13 protein-coding genes are annotated in these 12774 nt (G+C 46.7%); 8 read left to right on the plus strand and 5 right to left on the minus strand.

Features of this window, described 5'->3' with window-relative positions; all coding sequences use genetic code 11:
• The first annotated feature begins 4 nt into the window (after window positions 1-4).
• A complete protein-coding gene (locus TRNA_RS29710; RefSeq protein WP_009328577.1) occupies window positions 5-1900 on the plus strand; it encodes a PTS fructose transporter subunit IIABC in 1896 nt (631 codons plus the stop codon).
• A gap of 166 nt (window positions 1901-2066) precedes the next feature.
• The gene (gene lepB / locus TRNA_RS29715) at window positions 2067-2627 is read left to right on the plus strand and encodes a signal peptidase I (protein ID WP_003181363.1); all 561 of its coding nucleotides are present in this window, start codon (window positions 2067-2069) and stop codon (window positions 2625-2627) included.
• A gap of 45 nt (window positions 2628-2672) precedes the next feature.
• Here the strand turns inward: lepB and TRNA_RS29720 are convergent, their stop codons facing one another.
• Entirely contained in the window at window positions 2673-2942 is a 270-nt protein-coding gene (locus TRNA_RS29720; protein ID WP_003181365.1) for a hypothetical protein, read from the minus strand.
• Between the two features lie 12 nt (window positions 2943-2954).
• The gene (locus tag TRNA_RS29725; protein WP_003181367.1) at window positions 2955-3197 is read right to left on the minus strand and encodes a hypothetical protein; all 243 of its coding nucleotides are present in this window, start codon (window positions 3195-3197) and stop codon (window positions 2955-2957) included.
• A gap of 172 nt (window positions 3198-3369) precedes the next feature.
• Between TRNA_RS29725 and TRNA_RS29730 the strand changes: the two genes are divergently transcribed.
• Both TRNA_RS29730 and TRNA_RS29735 read left to right on the plus strand, forming a co-directional pair.
• Window positions 3370-4989, plus strand: a complete 1620-nt coding sequence (locus TRNA_RS29730) for an ABC-F family ATP-binding cassette domain-containing protein (RefSeq protein WP_011197945.1) — start codon at window positions 3370-3372, stop codon at window positions 4987-4989.
• A 57-nt stretch (window positions 4990-5046) separates the two neighbouring features.
• A complete protein-coding gene (locus TRNA_RS29735) occupies window positions 5047-5421 on the plus strand; it encodes a YybH family protein (protein ID WP_003181373.1) in 375 nt (124 codons plus the stop codon).
• 137 nt (window positions 5422-5558) lie between these two features.
• Here TRNA_RS29735 and TRNA_RS29740 read toward each other — a convergent pair whose 3' ends face one another.
• The 3 genes from TRNA_RS29740 to mreBH all read right to left on the minus strand — a co-directional run bounded on the left by TRNA_RS29740 (window position 5559) and on the right by mreBH (window position 8094).
• The gene (locus TRNA_RS29740; protein ID WP_011197946.1) at window positions 5559-6791 is read right to left on the minus strand and encodes an aminopeptidase; all 1233 of its coding nucleotides are present in this window, start codon (window positions 6789-6791) and stop codon (window positions 5559-5561) included.
• Window positions 6792-6881: 90 nt separating this feature from the next.
• Window positions 6882-7013: a protein YkpC gene (locus tag TRNA_RS43600; RefSeq protein WP_003181378.1), complete on the minus strand. Its 132-nt coding sequence runs from the start codon at window positions 7011-7013 to the stop codon at window positions 6882-6884.
• Window positions 7014-7086: 73 nt separating this feature from the next.
• Window positions 7087-8094: a rod-share determining protein MreBH gene (mreBH, locus tag TRNA_RS29745; RefSeq protein WP_003181381.1), complete on the minus strand. Its 1008-nt coding sequence runs from the start codon at window positions 8092-8094 to the stop codon at window positions 7087-7089.
• A gap of 306 nt (window positions 8095-8400) precedes the next feature.
• Here mreBH and TRNA_RS29750 point away from each other — a divergent pair, with 306 nt between their 5' ends.
• The 4 genes from TRNA_RS29750 (at window position 8401) to ade (ending at window position 12769) form a co-directional block, all read left to right on the plus strand.
• On the plus strand, window positions 8401-8688 hold the full coding sequence (locus tag TRNA_RS29750; RefSeq protein WP_003181383.1) for an AbrB/MazE/SpoVT family DNA-binding domain-containing protein: 288 nt from the start codon (window positions 8401-8403) through the stop codon (window positions 8686-8688).
• A 167-nt stretch (window positions 8689-8855) separates the two neighbouring features.
• Complete coding sequence (locus TRNA_RS29755; RefSeq protein ID WP_011197947.1) at window positions 8856-10193, plus strand: ATP-binding protein; 1338 nt, start codon at window positions 8856-8858, stop codon at window positions 10191-10193.
• A 64-nt stretch (window positions 10194-10257) separates the two neighbouring features.
• Window positions 10258-10920, plus strand: coding sequence for a potassium channel family protein (locus TRNA_RS29760; protein WP_003181388.1), 663 nt, complete (start codon window positions 10258-10260; stop codon window positions 10918-10920).
• Window positions 10921-11047: 127 nt separating this feature from the next.
• A complete protein-coding gene (gene ade / locus TRNA_RS29765) occupies window positions 11048-12769 on the plus strand; it encodes an adenine deaminase (protein WP_011197948.1) in 1722 nt (573 codons plus the stop codon).
• The last annotated feature ends 5 nt before the right edge of the window (window positions 12770-12774 follow it).

Here is a 12774-nt window from a genome sequence, read left to right on the forward strand (position 1 = left end):
GGTTATGAAAATAACTGAGCTACTAACAAAGCATACGATCAAGTTAAACCTTGAGAGCAGCCAGAAAGAAAACGTTATCGAAGAACTCGTCAGCGTTTTGGATCAGGCTGGCAAGTTGAATGATAAAGAAGGCTACAAAGAAGCTGTGATCAACCGCGAGAAACAAAGCTCTACCGGTATCGGCGAAGGCATCGCCATCCCGCATGCGAAAACGGCAAGCGTCAAAGAGCCTGCGATCGCGTTCGGCCGTTCAAAAGGCGGCGTCGATTATGAATCCCTTGACGGCCAGCCAAGCCATCTCGTTTTCATGATCGCCGCTACAGACGGTGCAAATAACACTCACCTCGAAGCATTGTCAAGACTGTCGACTTTGCTTATGAGGGAGGAGATTCGCAAACAGCTGCTTGAAGCTTCATCTGAAGACGAAATCATCGACATCATCAATCAGCATGATAAAGATGATGATGAAGAAGAAGAGCAGGCCGAAGAGGCTCCTGCACCATCAGCAAAAGGAAAAATCCTTGCGGTTACAGCATGCCCGACAGGGATCGCCCACACGTTCATGGCTGCGGATGCTTTGAAAGAAAAAGCGAAAGAGCTTGGGGTTGATATCAAAGTTGAAACGAACGGTTCAAGCGGTATTAAAAATGGTCTGACGGCCCAGGAAATCGAAGATGCCGTTGCGATCATTGTCGCCGCCGACAAGCAGGTTGAAATGGAACGCTTTCAAGGCAAGCATGTCATTGAAGTACCTGTAACAGCAGGTATCAGACGTCCGCAAGAGCTGATTGAGCAGGCGCTGAAACAAGACGCGCCTATCTATCAGGGTAAAGGCGGCGGTGCAACCGCTTCTGAAGACGGAGCTGCCAAAGGAAAAGGCGGCGGTTTCTACAAACACTTGATGAGCGGTGTCAGCAACATGCTGCCGTTCGTCGTCGGGGGCGGGATCTTAGTTGCGATTTCGTTCTTCTGGGGAATTAACGCGACCAAGCCGGGAGATCCGACTTATAATGAGTTCGCTGCTGTATTAAATAATATTGGCGGAACGAATGCACTTGGATTAATTGTCGCTGTATTGGCCGGATTTATCGCGATGAGCATTGCAGATCGTCCGGGATTTGCGCCTGGTATGGTCGGCGGTTTCATGGCGACACAAGCTGGCGCAGGTTTCTTAGGCGGCCTGATTGCCGGTTTCTTAGCTGGTTATATTGTTGTCCTGTTGAAAAAAGTGTTCGCTGGTCTGCCGCAAGTGCTTGACGGTTTAAAACCTGTGCTGCTCTACCCGCTGTTTGGAATATTCTTGACCGGAATCATTATGCAATATGTTGTCAATACGCCTGTCAAGTACATTATGGACGGCATGACACATTGGCTTGAAGGTCTTGGAACAGGAAACCTTGTCGTAATGGGTATTGTTTTAGGCGGTATGATGGCGATTGATATGGGCGGTCCGATCAACAAAGCGGCCTTTACATTCGGTATCGCAATGATTGAAGCTGGAAACTTTGGGCCTCACGCAGCCATCATGGCAGGCGGTATGGTGCCTCCGCTTGGAATTGCCCTTGCAACGACTTTCTTTAAAAATAAATTCTCAAAACGGGATCGCGAAGCCGGAATTACCAACTACGTGATGGGCTTGTCATTTATTACTGAAGGTGCGATTCCTTTTGCGGCAGCAGATCCGGCACGCGTCATTCCTGCTTGTATCATCGGGTCAGCAGTTGCCGGCGGTCTGTCTCAATTTTTCCATGTCACACTGCAAGCGCCGCATGGCGGAATATTCGTTCTCTTCTTTACGACGAATCATGCGCTGCTGTATCTCCTCAGCATCTTGATCGGTGCGGTTGTGACAGCTTTGATTCTCGGCGTTTTGAAAAAGCCGGTTCCAACTGAAAAATAAGTGCTGAAAGTGCCACAGTAATCCCTCTCGTGGCACTTTCTTTTTTACTGTTTTTGCCGGAAGTGAGCGCGGGGATTATGTATTCAGCGGGAACTTGTGATAAAGTATAGGAAAGCTTTTATTTTGGCATGTATGCTGTGACAGACTGTTTTTAGGAGGAAGCGTTTTGACTGAAGAAAAATCCACCAATAAGAAAAACTCTCTCTTTGAATGGGTAAAAGCCATTATTATTGCAGTCGTTCTGGCGTTATTGATCAGGGCATTTTTATTCGAACCGTATTTAGTGGAAGGTACGTCGATGGACCCGACGCTGCACGACGGAGAGCGGCTGTTCGTCTATAAAACGGTTAGATACGTAGGCGAATTTAAGCGGGGAGATATCGTCATTATCGACGGCGACGAAAAGAATGTCCATTATGTAAAGCGCTTGATCGGCCTGCCGGGAGATACCGTGCAAATGAAAGATGACACGCTGTACATAAACGGGAAGAAGGTGTCGGAGCCGTATCTTTCGGAAAACAGAAAAGAGGCGGAAGCAGTCGGCGTCAAGCTGACGGGCGACTTTGGCCCTGTGAAGGTTCCCGAAGGCAAGTATTTCGTGATGGGAGACAATCGCCAGAGGTCAATGGACAGCCGGAACGGCCTCGGACTGATTGATAAAAAACGAGTGGCCGGAACTTCGCAATTTGTGTTTTTCCCGTTTAACGAAATCCGAAAAACAGACTGAAAAATGCCTGATGTCCATTTGGACAATCAGGCATTTTTGCTTGATTTATGCGGATAATGATGCCAGCACTGCGATAAACAGTACGGTAACGAACACAGAGGCCATAATCAGAAGAACGCTGTACAAGATTCTGATTTCCGCGGCTTCTTTTCCCCGTTTTGACAGCATTCGTTTCGCCGCGATATGAACGAACACGTAAATCATGGCAATCCCGATGTAAAGCCCCAGATCCCGTGCTGTAAAGCCGGTTATGGCAAGATAGACCCCTGCAAAAAAAATAAACATGCAGTATTCCGTCAAAGTGATAAGCTTCATGGTTTCCTCCGTCTAACGATCCGAGTTTTCTTCAAATATCACCTTTTTATAATATATCTTTTGGAGCCATCCCACAAGGAGGCCGAAGCCGATCAGCAGACAGGAAAATATAAAAAAGTCAGCGGTCCACATATCAAACCCTTTGAAAAGCCCGATAGACATCGTAGAAATCACCATGGCCACTGACGCGAAAAGCGCTTGGCGCGGCCTCGAATTAATCCATCTGATGATATCAGGGTCATCTTTCAATTTCATTATTCCTTCCCCCATTCTTCATTAATTGTAACATATTGTCACAAAGAAAGTGGAAATAAGCGTTTTTTTGATATATTTTTCTTTCAAACTTTATCGTAAAAAAGCAAAGCATTTCTCTTGCGGAATTTTCGTGTTATACTCATTTTAATGAAGTATAGATGGAGGATATTAAATGATAGCTGTTCAAAATGTCAGCTTGCGGTTTGCAGACCAGAAGCTGTTTGAAGATGTAAATATTAAGTTTGCGCCCGGAAACTGCTACGGATTGATCGGAGCAAACGGCGCCGGAAAGTCCACTTTTTTAAAAATATTGTCTGGCGAAATTGAGCCTCAGACAGGCGAAGTCCATATGAGTCCTGGCGAACGTCTTGCCGTCCTGAAGCAGAACCACTTTGAGTATGAAGAGCATGAAGTGTTGAAAGTCGTGATCATGGGACATAGACGACTTTATGAAGTCATGCAGGAAAAAGACGCGATTTACATGAAACCTGATTTTTCAGATGAAGACGGAATCCGCGCCGCGGAGCTTGAAGGCGAATTCGCCGAGCTGAACGGCTGGGAAGCCGAAGGGGAAGCCGCGATCTTATTAAAAGGACTCGGCATTCCTGAAGAACTTCATACGAAGAAAATGGCAGATTTGGGCGGCTCTGAAAAGGTGAAGGTCCTTCTTGCACAGGCCCTGTTCGGAAAACCCGACGTCCTTCTTCTCGATGAGCCGACCAACCACTTGGATATTCAGGCGATCCAATGGCTAGAAGAGTTTTTAATCAATTTTGAGAATACGGTTATCGTCGTATCGCATGACCGCCACTTTTTAAATAAAGTATGTACGCATATTGCCGACCTGGATTTTAACAAGATTCAAATTTATGTCGGAAACTATGATTTCTGGTATGAATCAAGCCAGCTTGCGCTTAAAATGGCTCAGGAAGCCAATAAGAAAAAAGAGGAGCAGATCAAACAGCTCCAAGAGTTCGTCGCCAGATTCAGCGCCAACGCCTCAAAATCGAAGCAGGCGACATCGAGAAAAAAACTGCTTGAAAAAATTACGCTTGACGATATTAAGCCTTCATCTCGCAAGTATCCGTATGTACATTTCGCACCTGAACGCGAAATTGGAAACGATGTGCTTGTTGTCAAAGACCTGTCGAAAACGATCGACGGCGTCAAGGTGCTTGACTCTGTCAGCTTTATGATGAATAAAGAGGATAAAATCGCCTTTACAGGCCGGAACGAGCTAGCCGCTACAACGCTCTTTAAAATCCTTGCCGGGGAAATGGAGCCTGACAGCGGATCGTTTAAATGGGGCGTCACTACATCCCAAGCGTTTTTCCCGAAAGACAACAGCGAGTATTTTGAAAACAGCGATTTAAACCTTGTCGACTGGCTCCGCCAATTTTCGCCGCATGACCAAAGTGAAAGCTTCCTGCGCGGATTTTTAGGCCGGATGCTGTTCTCCGGAGAAGAAGTGCTGAAAAAAGCAAGCGTTTTGTCAGGGGGAGAAAAAGTCCGCTGCATGCTGTCGAAAATGATGCTGTCCGGCGCCAATGTGCTGATGCTTGATGAGCCGACAAACCATTTGGACCTCGAGTCCATTACAGCGCTGAATAACGGTTTAATCAGCTTTAAAGGCGCCATGCTGTTTACATCTCATGACCATCAGTTTGTCCAAACAATCGCCAACCGGATCATCGAGATCACGCCAAACGGAATCGTCGATAAACAAATGAGCTACGACGAGTTTTTGGAAGACAAAACGGTTCAGGACAAGCTTGCTGAACTTTACGCGTAATGATAGAAAACCCGCCTTAAAAAGCGGGTTTTTTTTTATAAAAAGGAGATGGTTGCTGTGTCATGCCGAAAGGCTCTTGAGCAATATATTCAAGCAACAAACACACATGAGTTTGAGAATGTCAAAGCCCTCCTTGACCCCGGCGCTGTGTACTGGTTTTCGGATCAAACGTGCTCGGGCTTTGAGGAGATTCAGCGTTATTTTGAAAACGCCTGGAAGCAAATCGAAAATGAAGTATACAGCGCCGGTCATGTCAGCTGGATCACGGAAACGGACGAACAGGCCGTCTGTCTTTATACATACGAATGGAAAGGGTTATATAGGGGCGAACCGGTTCAAGGGGCAGGCCGTGCGACAAACGTATTTGTAAAGGACGAGTCAGGACGCTGGAAACTGAAGCATGAACATTTAAGCAGTTTGCCCAAGCGATGAGGCGGCGGAGCATGGACCTGATTTTCAGCTGTTACAGCCGCCATGCATGTACAGGGAAGTTTAGGATTGCGGGCGGCATGCGGACACGATATAAAAGGACCTCAGAAGTTTTCTGAGGTCTTTTTTTGCGGAAGGCTTTATATCGCCCAGTTGCCGTTTCTGAATATCGGCTCTCTTTTTCCGTCAGCAGTGATTCCGTCTATATTCATTTCTCCTGAACCGATCATAAAGTCAACATGTGTGATGCTTTCGTTTAATCCTTCTTTCGCCAGCTCCTCGCGCGACATCTGTTTTCCGCCTTCGATGTTGAATGCGTATGCACTGCCGATCGCGAGGTGGTTTGAGGCATTTTCATCAAACAGTGTGTTGTAAAACAGAATATTGGACTTGGAAATCGGCGAATCGTGGGCAACAAGCGCAATTTCGCCTAAGTAGTGTGAACCCTCATCCGTTTCGATCAGCTCTTTTAAAATTTCTTCGCCTTGTCCAGCTTTGACATCCGTAATCCGTCCGTTTTTAAATGTCAGTGTAAAGCCGTCGATTAAATTGCCGCCATAGCTTAACGGCTTCGTGCTTGAAACGGTGCCGTTCACCCCGTCTTTTTTCGGAGCAGTGAATACTTCCTCTGTCGGCATATTGGCCATGAACTCGACGCCGTTTTCGTTTGTGCTTCCGGCGCCGACCCACAGATGCTTCTCGGGAAGCTCGATCGTCAAATCTGTTCCCTTTGCTTGGTAATGAAGGGCGTGATAATGCTTGTCGTTTAAGACGCTTACTTTATCGCGCAAGGTTTGATCGTGATCTTTCCACGCTTGAACGGGATCTTCACGGTCAACGCGGGTCGTTTTGAAAATCTCATTCCATAGCTTTTGCACGGCTGTCTCTTCATCTGCCTCAGGGAATACTTTTTTCGCCCAGGCCGGCGAAGGCGCTGCGACGACAGTCCAGCTGACTTTATCCGATTGAATCATTTGCCTGTATGTATGCATCGCTTTTCCTGCGGCTTTCTGCTGTGCGGAGATTTTTTTGGAATCGATGCCTTTCAAAAGATCAGGACTTGAAGAGACAATGGAAATAAAAGCAGCGCCTTCTTTGGCGAGCGTCTCAAGCCCCTTTGCTTCCCATTCAGGGAACTCTTCAAAGGCTTCCGCAGGAGCCAGCTCGTATTTCAGCCTTGTGACCTCATCATCCTGCCAGCGGACCGTCACGTTTTTCGCCCCTCTTTGATAGGCGCTTTTGACGAGGAGCCGTGCAAAATCGCGTACTTCTGTTGACGCGTTGATGACGACTTGCTGTCCTTTTTGAACGTTTACGCCGACTTCGGCCACAAGCTTTGCATATTTGCTCAGTTTATCAGTAAACGAATTCATTGGCAAAACCTCCTTTATTGTCCATAACATCATATCAAATATTTGATTGAAAAGAAAAAAAGAAGCAGCCCGGTTCAGGCTGCTTCTTTTTTAACGGTTGATTTTGGCCGTTTGGCCGGGGGGCGAGCTTGGCATGTTTGCAAGGGAGATGCTCATCCCCCCGAGAATAATACCGCTTAAAATAACGGTGATGGCCAGGCGTCTTCCCATATCTCTAAGCATGGTCTTCCTCCTTATCGTTTCTCCATTCCTCACGATATGAAAGAAGCCGGGAAAAAAGACGCGAAAACAAAAATTATTTAGCCGCTTTTTGCAATTTATCGATCACTTCGAGAGAACGACCCGTTCCGATAGCGACAGATTCAAGCGGATTTGCAGCAACATGCACGGGCACAACGATTTCCTGTGACAGCCATTCTTTGATGCCGTTCAAAAGCGCGCCTCCTCCGGTCAAAATCACGCCCCGGTCGACAATGTCTCCGCTCAGCTCCGGAGGACAGTCTTCTAGCGTCGCTCTGATGGCTTCGATAATATGCAGGAGCGATTCGCGCATCGCCTTCTGAATTTCTTTCGATTCCAGGGTAATCGTTTTCGGCAGGCCTGTAACAAGGTCGCGTCCTCTGACTTCCATCGTTTTCGTCTCATGGTCAATCAATGCGTAGCCGATCTCAATTTTGACTTCTTCGGCCGTCCGTTCACCAATCAGCAGGTTGTATTTTTTTCTGACGAATGACACGATGTCTTCATCAAGCTGATCACCGCCGATCCGGATCGAGTGGCACGAGACAACGCCTCCGAATGAAATGATCGCCACTTCTGTCGTGCCGCCGCCGATATCGACGACAACGTTTGCGACAGGTTCATCGACAGGCAGATCTGCGCCGATGGCGGCGGCGACAGGCTCCTCTATCAAATGGACTTGTTTGGCTCCGCAGTTTTTGACAGCATCGCTGATCGCGCGCCTTTCAACAGCGGTTGAGCCGGACGGCGTGCAGACGACGACGCTCGGCTTTCTGAACGTAAAGCCGATGTTCTTTCCGGCTTTTTTCATAATCTGCTTCAAGAGGTCTGTCGTCATGTCATAATCGGCGATGACTCCGTCTTTCATCGGCCTGACCGCGACGATTTTTCCCGGCGTTTTTCCGATCATGTTTTTGGCTTCTGTGCCGACCGCCAATACGCTCTTTGTTTCCGTGTCCACGGCGACGACGGAAGGCTCATTTAAAATGATTCCTTTGTTTTTGCTGTAAACCAATATGTTAGCTGTGCCTAGATCAATTCCGATCTCGGTTGTTTGAAACATGTTTTCACCCAATCTCTATTTAAAATTTTTCCGAAAAACGAAATTTTCTTCGTGCTGAAAAAATGAATTTCATTTAAATTTTCTCAAATCATCGGCGATTTTTGGGGGTTTGTGACGATTTTGAAACCAATCTGTAAAATGCTGTCCTCATATTTACATGATGAGAAAATTATTTCATTTTTATGACCGGATTTTTGTCGAAGAAACGCTTGATAAGGGAAACCTTTTTCAGTCTTCATTCGTCTATCGTTATGCTAAGACAATATCTTAGAAAAATAGAAACAATAGAGGAAGTAGGCGAAAGTTTTGAAAGCAATAGGAGTTGTGAGAAAAGTAGACGAACTCGGCAGGATCGTGATGCCGATTGAATTGAGAAGAGCTTTGGATATCTCGATCAAGGACAGCATCGAATTCTTTGTCGACCAAGATAAAATCGTCCTGAAAAAATATAAACCGCACGGTGTGTGTCTGATGACCGGTGAAATCACTTCTGAAAACCGCGAGTATGGAAACGGGAAAATTACGCTCAGTCCTGAAGGGGCCGAATTGCTTTTGGAAGAAATCAAAGCTGCCTTAAACGGAGTGAAAGCATAACATTCGACGCCCTTCATCAGAAGGGCTTTTTCTTGCGCCGGGAGCAGATAAAACCGCCGTCACTGAAAAATTCAGCCATAGAGACGATAAATACTTCGAACAATCCTCTCAAATGTGGTGTAAAGAATGTTACAATTGACTGAGAAATACAAGTGGCAGGTGGGGGTATGAAAAGATATCAAGGACGAATCATTGCAACCGTGCTGGCAATGACTTTTATCATGTTTTGGAATTTTTTATTCTATGGGGTGTTGGGAAATAAAATCAATTGGACGGTTGATCTGCTGTTTACGCTGGTGACATTAATCAGCGTTTGGTGGCTCACACTTTATATCGATGAGTCAAATCAGCTTGTCTATAAATTGAAGGAAAGCGAAAAGAAATATAAAGAGCTTTCCTCAGAAACCAACCGCATAATGGATAATCTTCAGGAAATCGTCTTTCAAACGGACCGGATAGGATACATTACATTTCTGAATCAGGCGTGGACAACCCTGACCGGATACAGTGTCGAAGAGAGCCTTGGAACGATGTACAACGATTATTTTGACCATGAAGAACGGATCTCGAATCACCTGATCGCCCAGTTGAAGAACAAGGAGCCCGAAGGCAGGATCGAGGTGCTCTACCATCGCAAAGACGGGAGCAAGTTCTGGGGCGAAGTTCACTATAAACTTTATTATAAAAACGGTCAATTTACGGGCAGCTTGGGGACGCTGACTGATGTGACAGAACGGAAAAAAGCGGAGATGGAACTGTTTAAGTCGAATCAGCGGCTGGCCATGCAGTCTCAAAAGCTGGCGATGGCCGGGCAGCTCGCAGCGGGGATCGCTCACGAAGTCAGGAACCCGCTGACATCTGTAAACGGATTTTTGCAGCTGATGAAAGCGGAATATCCTGACCGGAAAGATTACTTTGACATTATTTTCTCAGAGATTAAACGAATCGATTCTGTGCTCGGAGAACTGCTTGTGCTGGCCAAACCGCACCAGGTTCAATTTAAAAAGATCAAAATCAATTCGGTTCTTCAGCAAGTGGCAACGCTTCTTGAGACGAACGCCGTGCTTTCCCACATTAAGATCGAAAAAGCGTTTCAGCACGGGGAGGAGTGGGAAATAAACGGTGATGAAAATCAAATCAAACAGGTATTCATCAATTTAATTAAAAACGGGATAGAAGCGATGCCTGACGGCGGTAAAATTACGATTTCCTCAAAGGCAGAAGGAGACTGTGTGAAAATCAGCATCAAAGACGAAGGCGGGGGCATTTCCCAAGCCGACTTGGCAAAGCTCGGGGAGCCTTTCTTCTCAACGAAAGAAGAAGGGACAGGTCTTGGGCTGACAATTTGCCTGAATATCATCGGCGCCCACAACGGAGAAATGAAAATCGACAGCAAATTGGGCGAGGGAAGCACATTCCACATTTTGCTTCCGGTCGATAAAGGTGCGGCGTCCGAAGAGAACGACATTCAGCAAGGATGCTGCAGCCGCGCAACTATAAAATAAAAGAGGAAAAATTCCACTTCATATGATAGAATTTGTTCAAGATTGACCCATGGAGGAATTACCGATGAAAAAAGAATTTGCAGTAATTGGACTCGGCCGGTTCGGCGGCAGCATTTGCAAAGCATTGAGTGAAGAAGGGCTTGAAGTAATGGCGATCGACAGAGATGAAGATCGCGTAAACGAATACGCCAAAATTGCAACACATGCTGTGATAGGAGACACTACAGACGAATCTGTGCTGAAAAACCTTGGACTGCGCAATTTTGACCATGTCATTGTAGCGATCGGGGAGAACATTCAAGCGAGCATTTTGACAACGCTGATCTTAAAAGAGCTTGGTGTGAAAATGATTACCGTAAAAGCTCAAAACGATTATCATGAAAAAGTATTATCCAAAATCGGAGCGGACCGGATCGTTCACCCGGAGCGTGAAATGGGAAAAAGGATCGCCCACAACATCGTCTCCAACAATGTGCTTGATTATCTGGAACTTTCTGATGAACACAGCCTTGTCGAAATCGCAGCGAACGGCAAACTGGCCGGAAATACACTGCTTGACCTTGATATCCGGGCCAGATACGGAATTAATATTGTTGCGATCAAGCGGGGAAAGGAAGTCATCGTATCTCCGCTTGCCACTGAAGAAATTCAGAAAGACGATATTTTAATCGTCATCGGCTCAAATCCTGACATTGAGAGATTTGAAAAAAAAGTCTTTCAACATTAAAATGCCACCGATTAACCGCGGGAACCCCACAGCCCGCGGTTTTTTTGATCTTTTCATTGACTGTTTCAAGCGATTCGGCTACGATATTGAACCATATACATATAAAAAAGAGAGGGGACATATACCTTTGGACAAAGAGATGTTCATTCGCCGGCTTGGCGCCGCCAGTCATCGCAAAAAAGCGGAAACTGTAATTAAAAACGGAAAAATCATGGATGTTTTTAATCAGGAATGGTTGGAGACGGACATTGCCATCACAGACGGGGCCATCGTCGGCTTGGGCGAATATGAGGGGGGAAATATCATTGACGCTGAGGGACAAATGATCGTTCCCGGCTTTATCGACGGTCATGTCCATATTGAGTCCTCGATGGTGACGCCGCCCGAATTCGCTAAAGCGGTGATTCCCCACGGTGTGACAACCGTTGTCACCGATCCCCACGAAATCGCGAATGTCTCAGGTGTGAAGGGTCTTGAGTTCATGTTGGAGCAGGCTGAGATGACCAGGCTGAACATTTATTTTATGCTCCCTTCTTGTGTGCCTGCGGCACCATTCGAAAAATCGGGTGCGATTTTGAACGCCGCGGATTTACATCCTTTTTACAGCCGCGAAGAGGTGCTCGGGCTTGCGGAAGTGATGGACTATGTGGCCGTTGAAGCTGGAGAGCCGGATATGGTGCAAAAGCTCATTGATGCCGATAAAGCGGGCAAGCGGATCGACGGGCATCTGGCCGGCTTGTCAGCCGGGTTTGTCAATGTCTACAGAGCGGCGGGCGTGCTTACAGACCATGAGGTCACAACACCTGAAGAGGCGCTTGAACGAGTGAGAAGAGGGATGTACGTCATGCTGAGAGAAGGTTCTGCGGCAAAGAATACGCGTCATGTTTTACCTGCGGTCAACGAGAAAAATGTGAGACGCTTCTTTTTCTGTACGGATGATAAGCATCTGGACGAACTGGTCGATGAAGGAAGCATTAACTACCAGGTCAAGCTTGCCATTCAAGAGGGGCTTGACCCGTTTCTCGCATATCAAATGGGCAGCCTGAATGCAGCGGAATGCTTCGGGTTAAAGACGAAGGGAGCGGTCGCCCCGGGTTATGACGCAGATCTTCTTTTCATCAGCGATTTTGAGAACGTGAGCATTACAAAGACGATGATTAACGGCGTGATCTGGAGCGGGACAGAGCAAAGCCAATCGACGGGCGGCAAAGCGGCATCCGGTCTGCTTCAATCTGTGCATCTGTCTGATTTACATGAGAACGATCTGCAAATTCCGATCGTTCAAGAGAATGAAATCAGGGTTATTGACATTATCCCCAATCAGCTCGAAACAAAGCTGTCCCTGGCCAAGCCGAAAAGCGGAGCTTTTTTTCAGCCGGATCTGGAAAGCGATCTGTTGAAAATTGCAGTGGTTGAGCGCCATCGCGGCGTTAAAGAAATCGGACTCGGCGTAGTCAGAGGCTTCGGTTTAAAAGAAGGCGCCATCGCGACAACCATTTCTCATGATTCCCACAATTTAATCGCTGTCGGTACAAATGATCAAGACATTTTAAAAGCGATTGAACGCCTCGGAGAAATCGGAGGAGGCCTCACCATTGCCAAAGGAGGGAAGGAGCTTCAATCCGTCGCACTGCCGATCGCCGGCCTCTTGTCGGACAAACCGCTTGAGACGGTCAACGAAAGCTTGAAATCTCTCCACGCGGCAATAACAGAGACAGGATTTTCAGGAGCGTTTAATCCTTTTCTGACGCTTTCTTTTTTAGCGCTTCCGGTCATTCCCGACATTAAAATGACAACGGAAGGATTGTTTGATGTTAAAGCGTTCAGGCATATCCCGGTTCAACCATAAAAAAA

The sequence above is a fragment of the Bacillus licheniformis DSM 13 = ATCC 14580 genome (genome assembly GCF_000011645.1).
GTDB classification, from domain to species: domain Bacteria; phylum Bacillota; class Bacilli; order Bacillales; family Bacillaceae; genus Bacillus; species Bacillus licheniformis.